This window comes from Methanomicrobia archaeon (genome assembly GCA_016930255.1).
Classification (GTDB): Archaea; Halobacteriota; Syntropharchaeia; order Alkanophagales; family Methanospirareceae; genus JACGMN01.
The window spans coordinates 1-23,146 of the sequence record JAFGHB010000048.1 but is presented as its reverse complement, the minus strand read 5'-3'; the positions used below and the strand labels follow the sequence as shown (position 1 = coordinate 23,146).

25 protein-coding genes and 1 pseudogene are annotated in these 23,146 nt (G+C 47.2%); 11 read left to right on the top strand and 15 right to left on the bottom strand.

Translation table 11 applies throughout. From position 1 onward, the window contains the following. Positions 1-282: 282 nt before the first annotated feature. Positions 283-2,025: a hypothetical protein gene (locus JW878_07220; protein ID MBN1762846.1), complete on the top strand. Its 1,743-nt coding sequence runs from the start codon at positions 283-285 to the stop codon at positions 2,023-2,025. Between the two features lie 112 nt (positions 2,026-2,137). On the opposite strand, the gene JW878_07215 is transcribed toward JW878_07220, so the two are convergent. Both JW878_07215 and JW878_07210 read right to left on the bottom strand, forming a co-directional pair. After that, the gene (locus JW878_07215) at positions 2,138-2,332 is read right to left on the bottom strand and encodes a hypothetical protein (GenBank protein ID MBN1762845.1); all 195 of its coding nucleotides are present in this window, start codon (positions 2,330-2,332) and stop codon (positions 2,138-2,140) included. Between the two features lie 73 nt (positions 2,333-2,405). After that, positions 2,406-2,956, bottom strand: a pseudogene (locus JW878_07210) (SagB/ThcOx family dehydrogenase). A gap of 384 nt (positions 2,957-3,340) precedes the next feature. Here JW878_07210 and JW878_07205 point away from each other — a divergent pair. Next, positions 3,341-3,571 carry a hypothetical protein gene (locus tag JW878_07205; protein ID MBN1762844.1) on the top strand — a complete coding sequence of 77 codons (231 nt, stop codon included), beginning with the start codon at positions 3,341-3,343 and terminating at the stop codon, positions 3,569-3,571. A 28-nt stretch (positions 3,572-3,599) separates the two neighbouring features. On the opposite strand, the gene JW878_07200 is transcribed toward JW878_07205, so the two are convergent. The 3 genes from JW878_07200 to JW878_07190 are packed head-to-tail and all read right to left on the bottom strand — an operon-like array spanning position 3,600 to position 6,597. After that, complete coding sequence (locus JW878_07200) at positions 3,600-4,487, bottom strand: fumarate hydratase (protein ID MBN1762843.1); 888 nt, start codon at positions 4,485-4,487, stop codon at positions 3,600-3,602. A gap of 54 nt (positions 4,488-4,541) precedes the next feature. Next, positions 4,542-6,410 carry a Na(+)/H(+) antiporter subunit D gene (locus JW878_07195; protein MBN1762842.1) on the bottom strand — a complete coding sequence of 623 codons (1,869 nt, stop codon included), beginning with the start codon at positions 6,408-6,410 and terminating at the stop codon, positions 4,542-4,544. Continuing rightward, complete coding sequence (locus tag JW878_07190) at positions 6,403-6,597, bottom strand: hypothetical protein (protein MBN1762841.1); 195 nt, start codon at positions 6,595-6,597, stop codon at positions 6,403-6,405. The genes JW878_07195 and JW878_07190 overlap by 8 nt, the downstream gene beginning before the upstream one ends. A 312-nt stretch (positions 6,598-6,909) precedes the next feature. On the opposite strand from JW878_07190, the gene JW878_07185 reads away from it, so the two are divergent. The 3 genes from JW878_07185 to JW878_07175 all read left to right on the top strand — a co-directional run bounded on the left by JW878_07185 (position 6,910) and on the right by JW878_07175 (position 10,448). Next, positions 6,910-8,448 (top strand): monovalent cation/H+ antiporter subunit D family protein, encoded by a 1,539-nt coding sequence (locus JW878_07185; GenBank protein ID MBN1762840.1) that lies wholly within the window; start codon positions 6,910-6,912, stop codon positions 8,446-8,448. Positions 8,449-8,454: 6 nt separating this feature from the next. Beyond that, positions 8,455-10,026, top strand: coding sequence for a monovalent cation/H+ antiporter subunit D family protein (locus tag JW878_07180; protein ID MBN1762839.1), 1,572 nt, complete (start codon positions 8,455-8,457; stop codon positions 10,024-10,026). 176 nt (positions 10,027-10,202) lie between these two features. After that, a complete protein-coding gene (locus JW878_07175) occupies positions 10,203-10,448 on the top strand; it encodes a hypothetical protein (protein MBN1762838.1) in 246 nt (81 codons plus the stop codon). A 98-nt stretch (positions 10,449-10,546) separates the two neighbouring features. On the opposite strand, the gene JW878_07170 is transcribed toward JW878_07175, so the two are convergent. From JW878_07170 to JW878_07140, 7 genes are all read right to left on the bottom strand, one after another. Next, on the bottom strand, positions 10,547-12,373 hold the full coding sequence (locus tag JW878_07170) for a Na(+)/H(+) antiporter subunit D (protein ID MBN1762837.1): 1,827 nt from the start codon (positions 12,371-12,373) through the stop codon (positions 10,547-10,549). Between the two features lie 57 nt (positions 12,374-12,430). Further along, a complete protein-coding gene (locus JW878_07165; protein ID MBN1762836.1) occupies positions 12,431-12,739 on the bottom strand; it encodes a hypothetical protein in 309 nt (102 codons plus the stop codon). 30 nt (positions 12,740-12,769) lie between these two features. After that, complete coding sequence (locus JW878_07160) at positions 12,770-13,024, bottom strand: hypothetical protein (protein MBN1762835.1); 255 nt, start codon at positions 13,022-13,024, stop codon at positions 12,770-12,772. Positions 13,025-13,251: 227 nt separating this feature from the next. Beyond that, positions 13,252-13,557, bottom strand: a complete 306-nt coding sequence (locus JW878_07155; GenBank protein MBN1762834.1) for a transcriptional regulator — start codon at positions 13,555-13,557, stop codon at positions 13,252-13,254. Continuing rightward, positions 13,554-13,934 (bottom strand): response regulator, encoded by a 381-nt coding sequence (locus JW878_07150; GenBank protein ID MBN1762833.1) that lies wholly within the window; start codon positions 13,932-13,934, stop codon positions 13,554-13,556. Before JW878_07150 ends, JW878_07155 begins: the two co-directional genes overlap by 4 nt. 1 nt (position 13,935) lies before the next feature. Continuing rightward, positions 13,936-16,083, bottom strand: a complete 2,148-nt coding sequence (locus JW878_07145) for a PAS domain S-box protein (GenBank protein MBN1762832.1) — start codon at positions 16,081-16,083, stop codon at positions 13,936-13,938. A gap of 309 nt (positions 16,084-16,392) precedes the next feature. After that, positions 16,393-16,563 (bottom strand): hypothetical protein, encoded by a 171-nt coding sequence (locus tag JW878_07140; protein ID MBN1762831.1) that lies wholly within the window; start codon positions 16,561-16,563, stop codon positions 16,393-16,395. Positions 16,564-16,779: 216 nt separating this feature from the next. Between JW878_07140 and JW878_07135 the strand changes: the two genes are divergently transcribed. Next, complete coding sequence (locus JW878_07135) at positions 16,780-17,745, top strand: hypothetical protein (GenBank protein MBN1762830.1); 966 nt, start codon at positions 16,780-16,782, stop codon at positions 17,743-17,745. Positions 17,746-17,873: 128 nt separating this feature from the next. Next, the gene (locus JW878_07130; protein ID MBN1762829.1) at positions 17,874-18,818 is read left to right on the top strand and encodes a hypothetical protein; all 945 of its coding nucleotides are present in this window, start codon (positions 17,874-17,876) and stop codon (positions 18,816-18,818) included. 83 nt (positions 18,819-18,901) lie between these two features. Here JW878_07130 and JW878_07125 read toward each other — a convergent pair whose 3' ends face one another. Next, positions 18,902-19,144, bottom strand: a complete 243-nt coding sequence (locus JW878_07125) for a hypothetical protein (GenBank protein MBN1762828.1) — start codon at positions 19,142-19,144, stop codon at positions 18,902-18,904. Positions 19,145-19,349: 205 nt separating this feature from the next. On the opposite strand from JW878_07125, the gene JW878_07120 reads away from it, so the two are divergent. Continuing rightward, positions 19,350-19,661, top strand: coding sequence for a hypothetical protein (locus JW878_07120; GenBank protein ID MBN1762827.1), 312 nt, complete (start codon positions 19,350-19,352; stop codon positions 19,659-19,661). A 247-nt stretch (positions 19,662-19,908) separates the two neighbouring features. On the opposite strand, the gene albA is transcribed toward JW878_07120, so the two are convergent. After that, positions 19,909-20,193, bottom strand: coding sequence for a DNA-binding protein Alba (albA, locus tag JW878_07115; GenBank protein MBN1762826.1), 285 nt, complete (start codon positions 20,191-20,193; stop codon positions 19,909-19,911). A 199-nt stretch (positions 20,194-20,392) separates the two neighbouring features. On the opposite strand from albA, the gene JW878_07110 reads away from it, so the two are divergent. The 3 genes from JW878_07110 (at position 20,393) to JW878_07100 (ending at position 22,235) form a co-directional block, all read left to right on the top strand. Beyond that, positions 20,393-20,914 (top strand): hypothetical protein, encoded by a 522-nt coding sequence (locus JW878_07110; protein MBN1762825.1) that lies wholly within the window; start codon positions 20,393-20,395, stop codon positions 20,912-20,914. Positions 20,915-21,421: 507 nt separating this feature from the next. Further along, on the top strand, positions 21,422-21,661 hold the full coding sequence (locus JW878_07105) for a UPF0058 family protein (GenBank protein MBN1762824.1): 240 nt from the start codon (positions 21,422-21,424) through the stop codon (positions 21,659-21,661). Positions 21,662-21,902: 241 nt separating this feature from the next. Continuing rightward, on the top strand, positions 21,903-22,235 hold the full coding sequence (locus JW878_07100) for a hypothetical protein (GenBank protein MBN1762823.1): 333 nt from the start codon (positions 21,903-21,905) through the stop codon (positions 22,233-22,235). A gap of 291 nt (positions 22,236-22,526) precedes the next feature. Here the strand turns inward: JW878_07100 and JW878_07095 are convergent, their stop codons facing one another. After that, the gene (locus JW878_07095) at positions 22,527-22,676 is read right to left on the bottom strand and encodes a hypothetical protein (protein ID MBN1762822.1); all 150 of its coding nucleotides are present in this window, start codon (positions 22,674-22,676) and stop codon (positions 22,527-22,529) included. Between the last annotated feature and the right edge of the window lie 470 nt (positions 22,677-23,146).

Here is a 23,146-nt window from a genome sequence, read left to right as displayed (position 1 = left end):
TTGGAACGGAGGGTGACGCGAGAAGAGGCGTTCGCGCTGGATAACGGGTTTACGTTACGATAACGAACGAGGAGGCGTTTGAGGCTGAAAAGCGGTTTGCGCTGGTATACGAAACGAAATGGCGGGGGGCAGTAGCGGATGTATGAGGTTAACGGCGAAGAACAACCCTTTCAAAGAAAAGAATGGCATGGCATAAAGATAGCTGCTTACATGGGAAAGTTTTATTTTTATATCTCATTTTATTTATTAGAACTGTAGAGATAATTAGGTGGTTGAAAGGATATGGGGGTAAATGATTCTGAGAGGGTAACATCAAGCTCAAAAAAAGCTAAATTATATTTCTGGGAAAAATGGGCTTCAAGAGCTGAGGATGGAATAGCTGATAAAATGAATTTTTATGAGGTAGATGATAGTTCAACTATTAGAGAAGTAATAAGAAATCTTGAGTCAAAAATCACAGGAGAGAGATTGTTATTTTCTGAAATTAGTCCAAAGAATTCCTCCGTCAAAAAATGGATTGAAAGAATTAGAAAAATATATCCAGACAGAGGAGAAGATATTGTCGAGGATTTACTAAACACATTCAGATATAGTTTATACACAAGATCTAGGGAGAAATACAAACATATTGTTGGTGTACTTTTATTAGAAGATACGATGCTATTGGTACATTGTAAAAAAGACCCTTCATTAGCAGAGTTAGAAGATAAAATTTATTCTGTAAAGTTAATTTTACATCCTAAAAATGTATTGAGAGCTGCAATTATAAAGAATGAACATGGGAGGATTACATTTTCTGCTTTTGAACATAATAGAACGTGGAGTAAAGGTCATGCCGAGTTTTGGGGCATTAATCCCGAAGATGTTACATGGGACACATTAGGCAGTATTATTTTAACTGTAGAACTAGAAGCATTTCCGTATCCCATCCAATTACCCGTCGAGATAGAACAATTAGAGGAAATAATGGCTGAAAACAGGCTCTCACCCACCGGAAGCATAAGGATCGGTCGAACTGATGGAAAAGTAATAACCGCAGAAGTTTTTAGGAGAGAGATGAGCTTCATGGAGTTTTATGATTACTATATTACCGAGCAAGAAAATCTGAAAGGTTATAGGAAAAAGTTCGAAGAACTGATAAATCCAAGCTCTACGCTATCTGACGATTTTCCTCGTGAAAATAAATATAGATATGAAGAGAATCTCCAAAAGGTCTATGAAATCACACCGGAGGGGAAAAGCCCTATTATTAATAAGGAGCATCTGAGATACACGATATGCTTTTTTACAAAATCCTATCCCAGAATAAAGCCTTTACAGGGGTTTGTAGATAGACTTTATCAAAGTATTTTTGAAAATGTTCAATTAGAAATTTGGCATGCAGGGGAAGATACATCATTAGAGCCAGTAACAATAGGATGTTTGAATATTTACAATAAAGTACAGATAAATCGAGAATTGGTTGATTTTAGTAATATTTTGCTAAATATTATTCAAGATGTCGCAAGTAAAAAAGAAAAAATTGTTCTACAACATTGTTTTTGCGATTTTTGGAAAAAGAATACGAGGAATATACATGTTAGACACTTGTTTGATTTTATCAAGGAAGGTATAATTGTACCGGAGTTAAAATACGAATTTGCAGAAGGGTGGATATTTAGTACTGAGGGGTATTTGGAATTTAAATCCGCCGATGCTGTTAGAACAAAACCTAGTAAGTTTGTTAGTGATGTCTTGATACCTACAATTAAACGATATACTATAGATGGAAAATTAACTCGATATTGTATATTATACGGAATAGAAGATAACGGAGAAATCAAACCTTTGTATCATCTAAAAAGTGATCAGATTACTATTATTGAAGACCAGGCAAACGAGGGACTACTAGATGAACGATTTAAAGTGAAGGTCTTACCCATTCCCTATAAAGAGGGGATCGTGTTATCTGTTTTCATAATCCCAATGATACAATTTGGAAATATCGAGCAAAAAAATCAGAATTCTGAGCGATTGATTTCGTAACGTAACAAAATAACACTTCTCTCATTATTTTCCCCCTCCAGCTTTTGAATCGCCCAGCGCTGGTCGTTAATGGCACTCCTAAAAAGCTTTTGATAAGAAGCCTTACTTGTCCTCAACTCCAGCTCAACAATTCATGCGCATACATCGCAACGTTTGTAAGTACGGTGCCACAAGTATCACTCAGGGAGGTTAACGTGAGTAATGGCGGATATGCCGGCATGTGAGATATTTTCCCACTAGTCACGGCACCACTCGGCGTCCCTTCTACCTTCACGTACCACCGTATCAGCGGCGTAATCGGGTTCATTGCTGGGATACTCCTCCCTCGTATGGAAAGTTGTCTTTTTAGCCTTAGCTCAGCATCGCCATTCGTTCTGCACTCATCTCACGCCCACAGGCATCACGTAGAGCGGTCTATGCTTTCCTGGTAGATTCGCGACGCGTGCGACCCTGCCGTCATCAAACGCGCCAATGGTTACGGTCGCCAGACCCAGCGTCTCGCACTGTAAACAGATATTCTGCGCCACGTGCCCCACTTCCATCAGCACGTATCGCACGCCACGCTCGCCATATACCCCGGTCGTCCGTTCGTACTCGGCTGCAATCACGAACGAAACCGGAGCCTCGGTAATGAACATCTGACGCAAACACGCAACCGCTAAGCCGCTTCGCATATCGCCCGCCCTGACCAGCGTCAAATAGCCCTTCGCGCTATGGTACACGCCGGCACCCACATCCTCTACGCAATCCTGCCCGATAACGACATACAAGTCGAGCGGGTACGTAGCGCCCGCAGAAGGCGCCTTCCCCGCCGCCCACAGTAATTGCGACACCTGCTTTCTTGTCAGCTTCGTGCTTTTTCTCTCCGTGCTATCGCCTCTTCCAGCGAAACCACACCGCTTTTATCCGCTTCTTCCACTTTCAGGTGCATTTTCCATTCCCTATACTCACGAACATCACGAACAGCAGCATCAACGGGCTATAAAAAGGAGCGTAACAGTCAGCTTAAAGGCTTTTTTGTGGCTATGTCGAACAATTTATCTTACCACTTAAAGCTTTATCTCCCTTCTGAGGTAAAATGCCTGAGCTGAGATGCGAAACACGCGGTATCTATCGCTCACTTTCCTCCTCATGTTCCTTCACCTTCGCTTGTCCCGTAGCCCATTTTCGAAGAAAATTACACCACGCAAAACAGTGCCACGAACGACAAGAAACCGAAAGGCTTTTAAGTGCATATGTAGAGATATATGCATATAGTGAGTAAGCGGTGTGCTGAGTGTACGCACTGCGACGACTACACGGAAGGGAGTTAAAAATGGCAGAAAAGAAAGCATGGGCAAAATTCAAGCTGAAAGAAATCCTGAGCAATCCCGCATTCCTGGGGAGAACGGTTAGGTTAGGGGATAGTATCTTTGAGGTGAAAGGTATTGATAAGTGGTTACGAATACAAGAGGAAAAAAAGAACCGAATGCCCTTCACCGCCGAGTTCTCCTTTTATGAACATGTTAAACGAAGGACACCCCCTGAACTACGGACGGCCGATTGAAAAATTCGGGAATCGGTTGCGCTGCTCTTCACAGGTACTCTACCCGGCCATCGGGAGCTATTTTTGCCGTTGCTTGACGCGCTGCCCAGCACTGGAAATTCACGGCGACCGGCAAACTGGTAATGTGCGTGCTTGCCGTTTCTATATGCACCGCCAGAGCTGTCGTCTTACCGCCCAGGCCCATCGGCCCGATGCCCGTATTGTTCACCGCTTTCAGGATCGCCTCTTCCACCGCTGCGAGTCGCTCCTCTTTATGCCGCTCGCCCACCGGTCGTAGCAACGCCATCTTCGCGAGCTTCATCGCTACATCTGCCGAGCCGCCGACACCCACACCGATGATCGTCGGCGGACACGGCTTGCCCGCCGCTTTGACCACCATCTCAAGAATGAAATTCTGTATCGCTTCCACCGCTTCCGCGTCCTGCTTCGGCGTGAGCATCGTAAACGCAGCCATATTCTCCGAGCCGCCGCCTTTCGGGAACACCGTTATTTCAATACCATTCACCTCAGGGGCAACGGTATAAGTGATATACGGTATTTTATCGCCGATATTCCCGCTGCTTCCTGTCCTCAATATCGGATCCACGACGTTCGATCGCAGCGGGATCGCTTCCGTCGCTTCCGCCACGCCCGCGCGTATGCCGGCCTCTATATCGCCGAGTTTGACGTTGCAATCTCCGTCACCGCCAAGCCGCACGAAGAAAAGCGGAAGGCCGGTATCCTGACATATCGGTCGCTGCAGCTCCTCCGCTAACGCGACATTCTCCAGCATCGCCGCCAGCTGCGCTCGTGCAATCTCACCCTCCTCCCGCTCGTATGCACGCTTCAGTGCAACTTTGACAGCCCCCGGTAACGTCGTCTCCGCCCGCTTCAAAATCGTTAGCGTTACATCCCTTATCAGCTCTTTTGTGATCATCTATTTCCCCATCTAGTCCATACGCTCGCTGGCTGACAGTACTACCGAGAAAGATTACAGCCATACCATACTGTAAGCTATAAGCCACCCATGTATAAGCATGACGATCAAATATAACGTGAAAAAGAGCAGTACCAGCAGTACTGCCGTTCCTATGCTGACGCTTGTCATTGGCTCTTCAAGTGGTTGACTCTTCGCCCGCTCCAGATCGCGCTCATAATATCGGTAGATCGGCTCTATTACCAGCTCAAACAGGAAAACAACAGGCTTCATCAGCGCTACGCCTATCGTGGCCATCGCCACTCGTATCGCTCTCAGGGGGTTCTTACCGAACGTGATGAAGGCATCCGCAATCCTCAATACCCCATGCTCCACGGCAACGGCAAAGCCCATAAGCGGCTTCTCGCAGAACCATAAAAAGCCTCTACCTGCCTTCCTATAAAGATAATCCACGTCATACGTGATCTTATCGTGCGGCGCGAAGAAGCCGAGCATGAAGAACAGAAACACGGTCATCAGCAGCAACTCCAAAACGCCTATTGTGTGCCCCGCTTCATACGCGTGGTAATGAAACGCCGCCTCTTCGAACGGCAATAACCGATAAAGCAAACTTGGAAACCAGCCGATGGCAACGCAAAGAAAAGCGGTAACGCACATCGGCACGAGCATCGGTAACGGCGCTTCCTTCGCTTCTATCTCCTCATTCCTGCTGAAAAATGCGAAATACGTGAGCTTTAAAAATGAGATCAGCGTGCCTACCGAACCCAGGGTCAACGCGATTACAAGCAGGGGCATTTCGCCCACGTCCGCCGCGTGAATCACCATCCCCTTGCTCACATAGCCATTGAAGCCCACCACACCGGAGATAGAAAGAGCCGCAATGACACACGTTATCATCGTCACCGGCATCTTCCTCGCCAGTCCGCCGAGTTCCGTGAGGTTGTTCTTGCCCGTCGCGTGGATCACCGCGCCCATGCACATGAACAACGTCGTCTTGAACAACAGGTTGTTGAACAGATGTGCTATTGCTCCGTTTAGCGCTATCTCGTGCGTTATTCCCGCTGCCATTCCCACCCCGGCCACCATATAGCCCAGCTGACTCACGATATGATACGAGAGGAGCTTTCTCACATCGTTCTGCAATATCGCAAAGATAACACCGTAGAGGCACATCGCGCCGCCCATATACGCTACTGCCTCCACGCCCGAGAACGTCCGCGCAAGCACGTATATGCCCGTCTTCGTCGTGAAGATCGATAAGAAAATGGTGCCTGCGATCGTCGCTTTGGGATATGAATCGGGCAGCCAGGTATGCAGCGGTATGAATGCCGCGTTTACGCCTATACCCAGGAGCAGCAAAAAGTATCCCATGCCGGGCTCCACAGGACCCAAGGCAATGTCATTCGTATTCACATAATGAATGATTATCCCCGCGAGAAGCGCAGCCCCGCCAAACAGGTGAAACAAAATATACCGCATCCCTGCATCCCGCGCCCGCCTCGAGCCCTCGTACCAGATCAGGCCAAGCGAGGAGAACGCCATTATCTCCCAGAAGATGTACAAAGTGAAGAAATCCCCGGCAAATACCGCGCCCAATGCACTGCCCATGTATAACAACCCGGATTGGTACTGCCCTGTCTCCTTCACCGTGCTTATCGCATAGATGATCGCAGCGCCACCCGCCAGTGCGAAGATATACCCCATTATCAAGCTCAGCCTATCGACCTGCAAAAAGGTCAACTCAATTCCCGGCAGAATTGACACTACCCAACCTGTTTGCGGTACGAGCAGCCTCACACTCGCCAAGCCAAGAAGCGCTAAAGCGACGAGAAAAATCTGCCTCACGCGGCCCTTGCCAAGCAACGGAATTACTGCAGCGCCGAGAAAGAATATGAGAAAAGGAGGTATGGTAAGGTCAGTCATCCTGTTTCCCTTCCTTTTGTATCAAGGATAGCACCTTCGCGAATAGCATGAAAAGCCCAACGCCTGCCGCGCCGTACAGAACGCCGATTAAATCCTCAGAATGTAATACAAATACAGATACTGCTGATACCACCAAGACCACACACACAAGGAGTATGAGCAATCCCCTCAGCACTTTTTTTTCCATCTTTCCTTCACTCACCCCACACCTCCCCGTATAATCAAGATCTTTTATCATTTTTAAGCATTGCTCTTTTAGTCCCTCGTATGTCCTTTTCGCGTATCTGAGATGCATAGCCTGCCACCAACCTACGTCAGAAAAAATCTGTGGGCTTCCTTCCAAAAGTTTGACAAAAATCGAAACCGAAATTTATATATGAGTCTCTGCACATATGCGGAGTATGCTGAAGTGTTAGTATCGCTTTTCAAGATTGGATTAATGCGAGTGGGATAGAGAGGGAGGGAGAAAGGGGGAAAAGGATGATAAGGGGTGATTAAAGTGCTCGTGACCGTGCATTTTCCCGTACTTGTTATTGTCATCTCATTGATTTCTGCCTTTACCATCCTCGTTGCTGGCTTGGTAAACAAGAAATCGAGTTGGATCATTTCCACCGCGACTATTCTCCTGCAACTCGTCATGGCTCTTTCCATCCTCAATCAGGTCTTGACGAACGGAACGATCCATTACCGAATGGGCGGATGGATGCCCCCGTGGGGAATTGAATATGTTATAGACGCGTTAAATGCGTACGTACTGATCGTCATTCTATTTCTGGGCTTGGTCTGCGTTATCTATTCAAAGCGGAGCGTCGAGCAGGAACTGCCGTCGGATAAAATCGTCCCGTTTTATATCGTGTATCAACTCCTCATCACCGGACTGTGCGGGATCATCGTGACCGGGGATATCTTCAATATGTACGTATTCCTGGAGATCTCCTCATTGGCGGCGTATGCGTTAATCGCCGCTGCAGGCGGAAGAGCACTGAAAGCAAGCTTTGTGTACCTCGTACTTGGTTCCGTCGGCGCTTGTTTCTTCCTGCTCGGCATCGGGTTCCTCTACGCGGTAACCGGCACACCGAATATAGCGGACCTCGCGATATTGCTGCCGCCTCTATACGGGAACCGATTAGTACAAGCGGCGTTTGTCTTCTTCGCCGTCGGCTTAAGTATAAAGATAGCACTTTTCCCGCTCCATATCTGGCAGCCGGACGCGTACACCTATGCCCCCTCCGCAGGGAGCGCGATCATTGCCGCGACGATGTCCAAAGTCTCTGCCTACGCGCTTATACGGGTTATCTACTCCGTCTTCACGCTCGATTTCATCAGAAGCTACGTGGGTGTGGATATAACCATCTGCTGGATAGCGGCGATAGGCATCATAGCGGGATCCATGCTCGCGATTGTGCAGCACAATTTGAAGCGGATGCTTGCCTATTCCAGCGTTTCGCAGATGGGATACATCGTGCTGGGAATAGGGCTTTCGCCGATCTCCGCATGGGGACTCCTCGGTGCTACGGCGCACATCTCGAATCATGCGATAATGAAAGGGTGCTTGTTCCTGGCTGCGGGCGCGTTTATTTATAAGTACGGTCTGCGGGACATCAGGGATTTTGAAGGCTTAGGACGGAAGATGCCGTATGCCAGTGCTGCTTTTACCATCGCGGCGCTTTCCATGATCGGCGTGCCTCCGAGCGCGGGCTTTGCCACGAAGCTGTTCTTAATTCTCGCGTCACTGCAGGCTACGGAAGTCTTCTCGTGGTCCGCATACGTATTCGTGGCCGTGCTACTGCTCAGCAGTCTTCTTAACCTCGTTTATTTCTGGCGCGTGATCGAGCGCATGTATTTCATAAAGAGCGAGGGCGAGTCACACAGCGGCGAGGGCGACGCGAAGAAAGCCGAGATCCCGCTGAGCATGCTCCTTCCAACGCTTATCCTTGCAGCACTCTGCATTGTGGTTGGCATTCTATGGCTCACGAAGCTGCCGTTGCCGTTAATTACCGATGCTCTCGCGGAATTAGGTGTGGAGGTGTTGCCGTAGAAGATGGTGGAACTGATGACGCCGCTGTTTGTTATATTGTGCCCCGCAATTGCATCCCCTCTGATACTGCTGTTCGGCAAGCGGCCGAATATTAGGGAAGGAGTAACGATAGCAGCAGGAATAGCGATGTTCTCGCTCGTTCTATCGATGATTCCCACGATTCTAGCGGGAGAAGTTATCGAATTCACGTTCTTCGAAACGCTATTTGAAGGAGTCGTACTCGGCTTCAAAGTGGATGCGTTCGGTCTGATCTTCGCACTCACCTCCTCTTCGCTCTGGATTTTAGTTTCCTTCTACGCCATAGGCTATATGCGGTCGCTGAAGGAGCATGCACAGACACGGTTCTTCTTCTCCTTCGCTGTTGCCATTGCTGGTGCTTTAGGCATTGCAATGTCCCGGAATTTGCTCACGATGTTCGTATTTTACGAGATCCTGACGGTCTCAACCTATCCGCTGGTCATTCACGATCAGACACAAGAAGCGTTGAGCGCAGGCCGCAAATATTTCGCGTATCTGCTCACCTCCGGCGTATTCTTCCTCTTCGCCGTGATGATGACCTATTATCTAACCGGAACAACCGATTTCACGAACGGCGGCATAGCTGCGCTCAGTTCTGCATCTCGTTTGACACTGGTAATCCTCTTCTTCTGTTTCCTTTTAGGATTCCTGAAGGCTGCGTGGATGCCGTTCCACTCCTGGCTGCCGACCGCGATGGTCGCGCCAACGCCGGTGAGTGCGCTTTTGCATGCCGTCGCCGTGGTGAAGGCGGGCGTGTTTGGGATCGTCAGGATCGTTGGCTACATCTATGGTGTCGATCTGATGCGCGAGGTATATTTCCTAGACGAGAGCCTCACGCTCGCATTGGCGCTCGCCTGTATCGCGGGCTTTACCATGATCGTTGCCAATTTGTTCGCCATTGCACAGGACAACCTGAAGCGAAGACTTGCGTACTCCACTATTAACCAGCTCGCGTATATCATCCTCGGTGCGGCGTTGTTGCCCTCGATAGCTGCAGAGAATCCAATGTTCTACGGCATGCGAGGCGCAATGATGCATATCCCGTTTCATGGCTACATGAAAATAACGCTCTTCCTCTGTGCGGGTGCCATACTGGTCGCTACCGGGAAGAAGAACATAAGTGAGATGGGCGGCATAGGAAAGACCATGCCGGTAACGATGCTCGCATTCTCCGTATGCGCATTGGGAATGTGCGGCATTCCGCCCGCGGTTGGGTTCATAAGTAAATGGTATCTCTGCCTCGGCTCGTTAGAAGGCAGCAGCATCATGATAATCTTCCTGTTTGTCCTCCTAGCAGCTTCGTTGCTGGACGTCGTCTATTTCTTCCCTATCATCCACACCGCGTTCTTCAAGCACCCAGAAGGCGCATCCGAACAGATAACGATACAAGAGGCGCCTCTGTTCATGCTCATCCCGTTAACGATAACGGCGATTTTTTCCGTTATCTTCTTTTTAGCGTTCGTTCTGAGGCCTGTCGAAACGCTCGCACCGTTTATAAACACGATCTCGCTGCATATCTACGAGCTGGTAGAGATAGCGGTAAATAACGTCGTTTCATAAGTTCTGAGTAAACACACGTAGCATTGCATTTTCTATTGAAACATAAACGAGCGGGCTGTGCGTGCAATTGAACCAAAGTGGCTAAGAGTATCCATTTTTAGGTAGTGATTGTTTGAACGGTATGAGAGTTATTAATGTGAACAAACCTTTGATTACTATGGAGGTGATAAAAAAAGATGCTATTCATAACCTGCGTGAGAATCAATCCAGGCATGGCTGAGGAAGCGAAAAAATTCGGCGACACCTTACTTAAATCGCCACCCAAGGGTGTCACGTTCCTGCACGTCTATCTCACACTTGGTCGGTATGATGCGGTGTGGATTTATGAGGCTACCGATCCCAACGTAATTAAAACGTTCCTTGACCAAAGCAGAGTGGTCTCAACGACGGAAACCTGGGTTGCGTTTGAACGAGAATGGTAAAGAGCGGGTCCTGCTGGATTGGATGAAGCAGGCCCACCTTCTATTTTTTATTTTATTCTTGGTTTCTTTTGGCTGCTCTTTGCTAATGCTGACTCTGGCTAAACCCAGAACACCCCGTGCGTCAGATAAACGATCAGATAGAGCGTGAAGAATATGACGACGAGCAGCACGCCGGTTCCTAAGTTTACGCTTACCACTGGTTCCTCTGCTGACAGCCGCTTGAGTCGCTCCAAATCCTGCTCGTATTGGGTCGTATAAGTGAACGGTCTCAGTACCGCTGCGGTCACCATAGCCGCCAGCACTCGTGACGCCGCCGTTGGATTCTTACCGAACCACACAAGAGCATCAGCAATTCTCAACAAGCCCTTGTCTATGAAATCAGCAACGGTCACTAACGGTTGTTCACAGAGCCATATAAAGCCCCGGCCCGCTTTCCTGTACAGATGATCTATGTCGTAGGATACGCGCTCGTGTGGTGAGAATACGGATCGGAGCATGACGAATCCCACTGCGGTCACCATCAGTAACTCCAGGGTGAGTATCGTATGCCCCAGTGCGTAGGGATGGTAGTGGAACGCCACATCTGCATACGGCAGTATTCCATAGAGCAGTTGCGGATACACGCCAAGAGCAACGCACAGGAACGCGGTAACGCTCATGGCGATGAGCATTGGCCACGGTGCTTCTTTCGCTGCTAGTTCGTCGTTGCTCCTGAAAAAGGTGAAATACGTGAGTTTCAAGAAGGACAAAGCCGTGCCGACCGAGCCCATAATCAACGCCAGCGCAAGCACGTGCATCCCTTCTAATTCAGCAGCATGGATTACCATGCCCTTACTTACGTAGCCGTTAAAGCCCGGCGCACCGGAAATGGATAATGCCGCTATAATACACGTTATCATCGTTATTGGCATCTTCTTCGCCAGCCCACCCAGCTCTGTGAGATTGTGTTTCCCCGTTGCGTATATCACGGCACCCATACACATGAACAGGAGCGCCTTGTACAGGATATGGTTGAAAACGTGTGCCATTCCTCCGTTTATCCCGATATACGTCCCTATTCCTATTCCTGCCACCATATAACCGACCTGACTGACGATATGATACGATAGAAGCTTTCTCACGTCATTCTGCAGTAGTGCGAATACAACTCCGTAGAGACACATCACACCACCCATATACGCTACCGCTTCCACACCCGGAAAGGTCCTCGCCAGCACGTATACTCCTGTCTTCGTCGTAAAGACACACATGAATACCGCGCCTGCTATCGTCGCCTTCGGGTATGAATCCGGTAGCCAGGAATGCAGCGGTATAAATGCCGTGTTCACGCCTATGCCGATAAGAAGCAGCAGATAGCCCATACCCAGCTCGACCGGGCCCACGGCAATGGAGCCGGTGTTCATGTAATGGATTAATATTCCGCCGAGCAGCGCACAACCGCCAAACAGGTGAAACAGAATATAACGCATCCCCGCGTTTGTCGCACGCTCCGTTCGGCTGTACCAGATCAATCCGAGCGAGGAGAACGCCATGATCTCCCAGAATATGTAGAGCGTGAAGAAGTCGCCGGCAAATACCGCGCCCAGAGCGCTTCCAAGATAGAACAAACCACAGACGAGTTCCCCGCTCTCTTTTACCAGCTCTAACGAGTATAAAATTGCAACAGCACCGATTATCACAAATATATAGCCCATTAGGATGCTCAAGCTATCGGCATGCAGGAAGGTCAGCTCAAATCCCGGAAGAACAGAGAATACCCAGGTCGTTTGCGGTTTTATCAACGCCACACCGATCAATCCGAGTGCAGCAAGGACGATAAGATAAACCTTCCTCACCTTACCCGTTCCGAGCAAGGGGAGTAATGCCGCTCCTGCAAGATAAATGAGCGCAGGAGGTACGCTTCCAATGCTCCCTATATCAACCATTCTGCTCTTTCTCCTTTTTTATCGACCCTGATACGGCCTTCAACGTCAACGTAAACGTCATACATGCAGACGCTCCATCAACAATTTACCGCGCTCTGAAAGCCGGTATAAGGGTATATCCCCTTGACTCAGTTCCTCCACAAACCCCTGCTTGAGAAGCGAACTTGACGTATCGAACCTGCCCATCCCTTTCAAGCCGCCGAGGACATTTATTGGGTTTATCCCCGTGTCCCGGGCGATCTCAGTAGGATACAACGCCATAGGATAGTGGTTATACAGATACATCAGAATCTCAGTTCTTACTCTGCTCCTTCTGAGAGACCTAAATAAACGCTCAAATCCCCTTTTGCCACCCATATCAAACATTTCGCTCTTTCCTCCTTTTTACCCCTTTACCTAAAACCACACGACGCCATAGGTCAGATACATGAACGAAAACGCCACGGTGAACGCAATAGAATACAGCATCGCAGTTCCCATCGCTAAGGTTTGGGTATCTTCTAAATACCCTGCTTTCTCCAAATCACGCAGATAGCAGACAGAATTGGCTGGCAACACTGTTGCAGCTACCGTAGCCATCAGTACCCTTGTCGCAAGCGTCGGGTTCTTACCAAAACATCGCCATGTATTCAAGATTCTTTTTATTCCCATTTCTCTTCTTCCACCCCCTTTTTTTACCCCTTGTAGGGATAGTAGCTCACATACCCTTTTCACCCACCCCGCCAAAGGTGTATGTGCACCTACATATACATGTATAGATGCAGGTACTTAAAAGCTTTTCGGTTCTTTGTAGTATGTGAACGTATTTCTTGTAGGCTTAAAGCAGATAAAATCGAGAACGTGTAACGTACGATACGAAATTCGGCGACTAAGATTAGCTAAGTCTCTTGCAGGCTCTCTACCAACGCTTTACCGCGCTCTGAAAGCCGGTAGTAGGTTGCGTCTCCACGCTCAAGCTTCTCCACAACCCCCTGCTTGAGCAGAGAATGTGACTCTCCGAACCTGCTGCTCATCCCTCTCAAGCCGCCAAGGATATTGGTAGAGTCTATCCCGGTGTTCCTGGATATCTCCGCGGGATACGAAGCGCCCGGATAGATTTTATACAAATACATGAGAATCTCAGTCCTTACTCTGCTCCTTCTGAGAGATCGCACGATCTCCTCAAAACCCACTTCCTCGCTCATTCCTTCTCTTTTCTCAACAGTTTTCTAAGCATATCTGAGAGGTTTTTTACCGTGAATGGTTTCCACAGGTATTCATCTGCTCCTGCTTCCAGCGCTTCATTCCGCTGCTCCGGCGTGCCCAATGCAGTGATGACGAGAATCAAAGCATTCGGGTCATATTTTTTAATCTCCCGTATCGCTTGAATCCCGTCCATCTCCTCCATGACCAGATCCATGGTGACAAGGTCAGGCGTTAAGTCTTTATACTTCGCCACGGCTTCCTTTCCGTTAACAGCAAAGCCTACCACTTCGTATTCCTCCTCTTCCGCTCCCAACATCTCAACCAGCATCTCTCGCATGTAGAGCGCATCTTCTACAATCAAAATCCGCTTTTTCACCTCATTCACCTCCTTTAGTTAGTTGTTCTTTTGGCATGGTGAAGGAGAATTTCGACCAGTGCCCGAGGTCGCTTGTTGCCCACACCCTACCGCCGTGCAACTTTACATACTCTTTGACTATAGATAAACCCAGCCCAAGACTTCCCGACTTCCTCGTCAACGAGGTGTCGACCATGTAAAATCGTCCAAAAATCTTTGGTAAATGCTCTTCTGGAATGCCAATCCCCGTATCGGCGACGCACGCATAGATATCCTCGCCCCTATCTTCAACCATAACGTCTATTCTTCCCCCCTCACCGGTATATCGAATGGCATTGGAGATTAAGTTAGTGAAAATAGCGGCCGTCTTCTGCTTATCCGCCTGAATTTTTAGCTCCGGAGTTGCTAAGGAGATTTTTTGGCTTTTTGCCTTCGCTTCTGGCTCAAGGTTCTTAATCACCTTTCGCACAACGTCCGGAAGAGAAAACTCTTCGAGATTGAGCTCCACCCTCCTACCGTCAATGCGCGCGAGTTCTAACATTCGATTGATCATCTCTTCGAGTTCGCGCGCGCATTTCTCTATCCTCCGAATATATTCCCGCTCCCTACCGGTAAGTTTGGGCTCCAGCAGGCTTGCATAGCCGATAATTGGCGACAGTGGCGATCGCATCTCATGGGACGCCACGTTCAGGAATTCCAGCTTCATCTTGTCCAGCTCCGCAAGTTTTTCAATGGTCTCCTGCAGCGTTTCTTCATTCTTCTTCAGCTCCGTAATGTCGAGCATTGAGGCAATACACCGGTTCTCCCCCGGAACCGGCTCTATCAGGGCATTCACGTACTTGAGTGCCCCCTCGCGGCTCACAAACGTAAAAAGACAGCATGCTTCTGCTCCGCCTTTTCTTCGTTCATCACAGTAATTCCGTACCCTTTCAGAGTCCCTCGCCTCAATGAAATCAGTCCAGTTTTTGCCCGCAAGCTCTTCCCTCGAATACCCGCTCATGCTCTCAAATTCCTTGTTGGCCAGCGAGATTGTTTTATCCTCCTCAATGACACACAAAGCGGTGAGTGTGTGCTCGAAGATCGCCATATACTGCTCTTTAGCCTCCTTTAGCTCCTCCTCCATCCGTTTCCGCTCACTGATGTCACGAAAGATGGTTAATTTCGAGAGCGTGCCATTGATATTCTTCAGGGGCGTCTCAACGAGGTCATACGTCTTGTTCTTCCTCCGAGAGCGCCACTCCCACCGCACCGTCTCTCCATTCAGGACCTCGGTAGTTTTGCACCGCGGACAGGGCGCTTCTCTGTTATGAAATACCTGGTAACAAACGCCGCCGACCCGATCGCCAAACTCATCGATCAAAACCTTGTTCATGAACTCCACTTCATAATCCTTTGAGACGATGTACACGCCGTCCGGCATGCTCTCAAAGATCAAATTCAAGTTGTTCCGCCGCTCTTTTATCTTCTCTTCCAACTCCACTTCTTTCGTTATATCTCTGCTCACCCGGACCGTGCCAACCGGAACACCTTCTTTATCCCGCAACAATGCCGCCGACATGTTGATGTAGACGGTTTTGTCATCTTTCGCCAGCACGATGGTTCTATGATTTTTCAGTTCCCCCTCTCGCAGCACGATCGCCATTATCCGTTCTGCTTCTTCAGGATCCGCAAAGAACTTCTTGTTGTGTGTTCCTATGACCTCCGCTGCGGTATACCCCATGTAGCCTTCTGCCGCTTTGTTCCAGGATCGCACAATGCCTTCCATATCTACCACTACAATCGCATCCGCAGAACTCTTGATAACGTCGTCCAGATAATCCTTCGTCTCTTTGAGCTCCGCTTCCGCTTGTGCCCTTTTCTCGCTCACAAACCCGATAATGTACGCCACCACGATAAGGATAGCACTTCGTTCAAGAACACTTACCGAAAGATCTGGATCAAGCACCCACAGCGGATACGTCACGAGAATATAAACAGCGCTGAGAAAGAGCGCGATGTAAGTAGCCTTCCTTCGATACCAGACGCCGGCTAACATGATCGGGATGTAGAACAGATGGGGATAAACAACGGTTACATTTTTGATAACACTGAGATAAAACGCTAAGAAGGCACAGGCTGCTGTGAAAGACAAAATAAGCAATCCTTTTACATTTGGCTGCTCCATTATCATCCTCCCTCCCATTATCCGATCACTATTTTTTGCCTTTGATACGTAGAGAGATGTGCTTCATCTTTTTAGAGGTTTCGCAAAAAGACGTCGGTCGTCAGTTGGTCCGTCTCTTTTGTCGCAAACGTATAGAGAGAGTGGGAGGAGGAACAGCGCGCGATCGTTTGATGACGTTGCCCTTTTCAGATGACTGGTGTAAACGAAAAGGTAAGGAAAGGATGAATAAAAGGCAAGAGGGAGAAGAAGAGAACGAGTTGATAGAAACGCCGCGATGACCACTTCTTAATATCCACCGAATAGACGGAACAGATTTTACATGCTTTTGCTTACCTCAATAAGAAGAAGTTCGCGCGCACCTCGCTCAAAGGCGTCCTCAAGAAGGAGCTTCAATTCTTCCGCTTCTTCCCTCGTTAACTCCACATCTACCCTCTCAAACGTGAGAATTACATTACCACCCACCATGACCTGCACATCTATCTTCATGGGCACCGCACTCAGATGGTTTTCTTTTTGTTTCTCATTCTATAGGTGAGTTTCGCAATAGAGCTTGGGGTTTCAGAGAGGAGAAAACAAAAACCGAAAGATATTTATATGGTCGTGGGCAATGTACATCCCGACACTGGTGAACCAAAAAGAGAAGATGAAGATGGTGTCACAGAAAGGTGTGGTGGCCGAAAGATAGGGGGGGTTTGGATACAAATGGGCACAAAAGATTCTTTTGGTGACGTGATGATGTCTGGACGGACATTAATCGCGATACTCATTGTAGCGATTGTATGGCGGGCGGTGATAAGTCTTGATGGCAAGATTGATTTTTGGCCGGATAGTGTTATCTCAGGCATTTCACTTTTCATATTTGGCTGGGTTCTCTTCGCTTATCTGTACCGGATGTCTCGGAAAGAGACGGGATGGTTGGTCTCGAATCGGATGTTTCAAGGGCTTGCGGTGAGCCTGAGCGCACTAAACATTTATGTGATGGTTTACTATGGGATGCGATGGTATAGATTAGCAAGCCTTGGAGAGGTGGAGGAAGCTCTTGTGCCGCTGGATTGGCTCCTAAGAGATGTACGATATGTGATGTTAGTGCTCTGTTATTGCGGTCTCATATGGGCTGCGCGGTATCTGAAGAAGATGCACGATAATTATATGCTGCTCACCGAGGAAGTGCCGACGACGCGTAAAGGAGCTATGAGAACAACATTATTCAAAGTGCTCACTGATGAACGGACCGCGATCGTGATAATAGCAATAGCGTTCTTCTGGCGCGCGGTCATAAGCCTTGGACCATCAAAGTTTCAGATAGCTCCTTGGGAAAGTATGGTCTCAGGTATAGCCATCTTCATAATGGGTTGGGTTCTCTTTGGTTACACGAGTTCATTGGCCGCGCGAGTGGTAAGCAGACCAAACATGGTAAAAATCTACCATGGCATTGCACTCGCTCTATTCGCTGTAAACATTTATGCTCTTGTTTACTACGGGATGCGGTGGTATAGATTAATAGTCATAGGAGGCGAGGCTGAAGTACCGCTGGATTATGTCTGGAGAGACATACGATATTTCATGCTAGTGATCTTTTATTGTGCAACACTGGTGCTCTCGAAGTGGTTAGAAACGGCAGCAGTGGAGTGTGAGTTCCTGGTTAAGAAAGAAGAATCCATGGCGTAATCCCGGAATATCCAAAAAGATAGATCGATCAACCCTTTTCTTTTTAAAGAGAAAGGAGAGGGTTTGTAAGCCTTTTCGCTTAAGGAGAGGTTTATCTATCGTGTGTTTGTTGATAGTTAAAGAGGAAGATGAGTAAAGCCGTATCCGAGGTACTAAGAGACGAACGGATAGTAATAGTACTAATAGGAATAGCGGTTTTTTGGCGAGCGGTGGTAAGCCAAGACGAGATAGAAGCCCCGTGGGAATGTTGCTGCTCGGGTATTTCTCTGTTCATACTGGGCTGGGCGCTCTTAGGGTATGTGTATGCTCTGTCCCAAAAGCCGACACGCTGGCCGATTTCGAATAAGATCTACCAGGGGATCGGGTTCAGCCTGTTCGTGCTCAATAGTTATGTGATGATTTACTACGGGATGAGGTTATATGGGCTCCTGCAGGTAGAAGTTTTCCCACCGCTGGACCTCATTTTGCGAAATGTACGGTACGTGACGTTCGTGATGTTTTACTGCGCGATACTATGGTCGACAACGTACCTGGAGAAGATACACGAGGAGTACCGGTTCCTACTGGCACGGTCGACGCTACACGAAAGAAGCCTGCGAACGTCAGTATTCAAAGTGCTCACCGATGACCGAACGTTACTGGTGATGATCGGAATCGCGTTTCTATGGCGGACCGTCATAAGCTTCGATTACACGGTAACCTTCTGGGAGAGCACGTGCCAGTATATTATTCAGCTCATCATCGGCTGGTTTCTCTTCGGTCATATCTGCGCAGTGGCCGTGAAAGCGCGCGAGAAGCCGGATCTGATCAAGGTCGTCCAGGGGATTGCCCTTGCGCTCAGCACCATAAACGTTTACGCGCTCGTTTACTATGGATTGTGCTGGTATAGCCTAGTAGGCCTGGTGGCGTATTTCGAAGTGTTTTTTGTGCCCGCGGATTACATCTTTCAGGATCTCCGATTCTTCGCGCTGGTGATCTTTTATTATACCATGATCGTGCTCTCGAAGTTCTTAGAAACGGCCAGTGCGGATTATACGGTGCCAGATAGAGCCACGCACCCGAATAACCTGTAATAACGGTGTTAAATGTGTGCTATGCACCGCACCGTACGAGTTTTTTTTAAAAAAAAACACGCAGCGCCAGGAGACGTTGATGTTTAAACCATACCCATGCCGTAGAGCAGCGCCAGTACATATGCCAGCACACCGCAGGCAAGGAGGAGAACCGCCAGGAAGATACCGACGTGAACACCCAATTTCTCCACGTCTATGTCAGGGCACTGCTCCTTTATTGATGCGACCGCTCGCGGGTCGTACTGATCTAAACTCAACATGATCCGTACGGTGTCCACCGGGCGTTTAACAAAACATTTCAACGCACCAACGAATTTACTTCCCATTCCTCGCTCTCGCCTCCGCCTCCTTCTTCGCCTCTTTCGGTGACACTTTCTGCATCTACTCTTTTTGGGTCACCGGTGTCAGTATCTATGTCGGCCATCATTATAAAAACCTTTCGGTATTTGCGCGCGCTACTCTTTTAAGACCGCTTGCTATTTTAAGAACAGACCTATATTAAGCAGAATAGCGAGGGGAATATAAGATAAAATGGCCGATGAAGAAGAACTGAGTGGCGATATGGAAGTGGGTACGGATGCGATAAAATGGGCAGGAGATAAAATGACTGATGCAGGACACGATGGAGGGGATATTATCGAACTTGTCGTTTCGGTGCAGCAAGCCGGGAACGAACGGGGAAAGCGGCTTTACTTTGATAGTAAGAGCGTAGAGGAGATACGGGAGAAATGCGGCGATGATTTCTTCCTCTTCAACGAGCGAATATTGCTCGCTTTTGTTAACTCCGCCGACGGGAAGATCACCGTCACCTCGCTCAAGGGCGTTTACAAGAACTACCTCTAATCAATGTACGTTCTCCTTCGCCCGATCTTTCTTTTTTTCTTTTCGTAATAACCTCGTTTAGAGTAACCAGGCACGCTGACGAGAGTTTTGACCAGAGCAGGAAGTACTAAAGACGGAGACAACGTGAGTGGTTAATCAAAATTTCCTGTAGTTTCCACCTGTTAAGAGTCAATCAAAAAAAGAAAAAAGAAGAGGCTGATTGATTATACCCTCTCATATACAGCCTTGGATAGGCATTCTAATACCTTTACGCGTTTGCTTTCAATAATGTTATTTCCAACGAAGAGACGTTCATCTTATCTCCGTTTTCCCCTACGAGCTGCTCTGTTCCCATTTTTATGTCCTTCACGGCTACTCCCTGCATGAACTTATTCCGGACTACCTCTGCAGTATCCACAGCCCGTGAGATCGCTCTGCCTCTCGCTTTGATTAATACCTCATCACCCAAGCCGGTGTTAAACTGCGTCACTACTGCCAGGACATAACTCATCACTGGCTTATTTCCGATATAAATCACGTTGTCATCAGACATTTTTGCATCACCAGGTCATACTATGTACTCAAAGTATATAAGCAAATTTGCTTTTTCCGTGGAAAACACCGCTAATCAAAAATCCAAAGCGCCTACGAAAGAGGCTTTGATTACGCTTTTTCAAAAAAAATACCGATAAAAATAGTGCGAAGGTTTATCTACTCAGACGTTATAACTATTATTATGGAGAGTTATCAAAATGTTCGAAACAGATGATTTTTTAGTAAGGGAATATTTCAGGAAAACGATGGGGGAAGATGGACTGAAGATAATGAAAAATGTCCCAGAGGGTGAAATAACCGAAAGCGAGATCGCAGAGCTAAACGATATCAAACTCACTTCTGTAAGAAAAGTTCTCTACAAGTTATACGATAACAGAATGGCCGTATACAGGACTGAACGTGATGATAATAGCGGCTGGATCACCTATTTGTGGAGTTTTAATTGCGATAATGTCAAGAAAATGATGGATAAAGAATCAGATGACGATTTAAATATATTAAGAAAGAAACTTGAATACGAAAGAAGCGGGGAGTTTTACCAATGCCACTGTCACTGTGTCTTATTTGAAGTAGCAGCGGAACAGGACTTCTGGTGTGAGGATTGCGAATCAAAATTCGAACATTTTGATAACGGGGGTCTAATAAAAGAGTTAGAGGAGCAGATAGAAGGAAGAAAGGGAGAAAACGAGAAAGTAGGGTTAAGGGCAACGGAGAGATAGCAACCGAAAGAAGCTACGCCAACCGCTCATCCAAGACGCAAATGCTTTTGGCACAGTAAATAGAATCTTATGGGCTTCACCGTCTTGTTTTGTTCTGTTCTGATTAGCGCTGCTAAATTCTGTCATTCATTCTCGGATGAAAAATAAAGGGTTTGTTTCACCTGAAGAAGTGGAAACCCTCATTACGTATCCTATCGGCTATCAGAGGTTCTAGATTATTTTTCTACGGTTGGATCTGCTGTTTTAGCTGTTTTAATACCCCGAATCTGCTATGGAAGAACCGGCGGGGGAAGATTTGACCCAGGTAAAAATGAGTGCCTGTTTTTAGCTTTTGTGGGGTGACTTATATATATGGAAATGCTATAGTAGTTAGTGAGTGGTAACGAGAAATAAGCGACTTTTTCTCATAAAAAAGCGATTTTTTCTTGTGTATCATGAACTAAAAAAGAGAGCGTAAATTCGGTGACCGATAAAGGGACCGAAAAAAATTAAAAGGTCGTGGGTGTAATGAAAAAAACAGAACTGGTACATCTCCATATGTTATTGGCTTATTTTATGAAGTATTGTGAAGAGAAAGGCTTGGACTGCGAATTCACGAAGTACAAAGAGCTGAGTATTTCCCCCCTTCAGATCCAGCGTAGCATGAAAGAGCACAAGCAGGCTATTTTTGTTCTTGCACTGGCATTAATGGCTGCGACAAACCAGAAACCTGAAGCAGCCCGGAAAGAAGCGGTGAGGGAGTTTTGAAAGTGTGGTTATTTTGAGGACAGTAAAATCCTCAGAACTAGTAAACCTGCCCCTTGTCGAAGAGGATAAGAAGGAAAAGGCATGGTTTTTGAAAATTCAACATCAAAGCAGTAGAATATGGAAAACTTGTTGTACCAAAAATTTTAAAGCTGAAAACCCCAATTTGGCTGTTAACAAGTGGATATTCCATCTATCTGAGAAAGATGGATGAGAGGAGGATAAAGAAAGGGGGTGATATAAAATGGCAAAGTTTCTAACACTTTGGGAAATAGATACGAACAGAATGTCTGAGAGTCCTGAAGAGCAAATCCGTCATCAGACTATGCTGGTGAACAGGGTCAAAGAGGACTTAAAGCGGGGGATAACTCTGGATTGGGGGATGTTTGCTGGTGGCGAACTCGGCGGATACGCCATCTGTGAAGGAACTGAAGAAGAGATCACCGTGGAGAATTTGAAGTACGCACCATACATAAAGTTTAAGACATACCCGATTCTGTCAGTAAACCAGGTAGAGAGAATAATACCTAAATCACTGGGTTTGCGGGATATGGAATACGAACGAAAAAACGATTGAAGATCCTGGATAAAAGCATAGGGAATAGGAGATTAATACACCATTCCCTCATCTTTTAGGGATAATACAATACATTTTGGCCAAAACCACGAGGTTACCAAAGCCAGATTTGTTTTATAATCCAAGCAAGCCAAGGAATCGGAACCAAAACAGCTAAATGAACGCAGCTATTCCGTGCTGCGTTTTATCGCTGTTCCCCTACCTACCCAGACCAGATCTTACACGTTAGGAAAAGCTTTTAATTCCATACGTGTCTATACATCTTATCAAAGAGTCTTCCACCATCGTTTCTCACCTCGGGTTCCAAATTCCCCACCATTTTGCCAAATTTGGCACCATTCTTTTGTTTCCTCTGCATGTTTCTCTTACCTGCTTTGCCTGTTCGTATTCTCCACCAGTTTCAAGTTCCGTAACTAGTTGCCTTAGTTTCATTTTCCTCATGACTCCACTCCTAACAAAGTACGGTAAGATCGACATGAAATCTTCCCCCTACCCTATGTCTTCGGTGGGACTCCACGATTACGCGCTTATACATCGGACCTCACATCGGGTGTCCCGCCTGCCTATTCGCTTCTGCACCTATAACTGGGCTAGGGGTTAAATATTACACGTTAGGTCTCGACCTTTGAAAAGTCTTCAAGTCCATCATTGAGTTGGAACATCAGACCATATTTCCAGAATACATGATTTAGATCTGATGGTTTCATGTTCAACACCCAACAAGTTGACAGTCCAGTTTCTATACATCGTATCAAAGATTTTTTCACCACCTTTTTATCCGCTATAATTTTCATCTTTTTTCACCTCTCTAATTATATAGTAAGCTTTTTTCACTTAAATACCTATGCTTTTTTGGTTAAAAATTACAGTATAGAAATAAACTATTTTCGCGATTGGTTTAGAAGCCATAG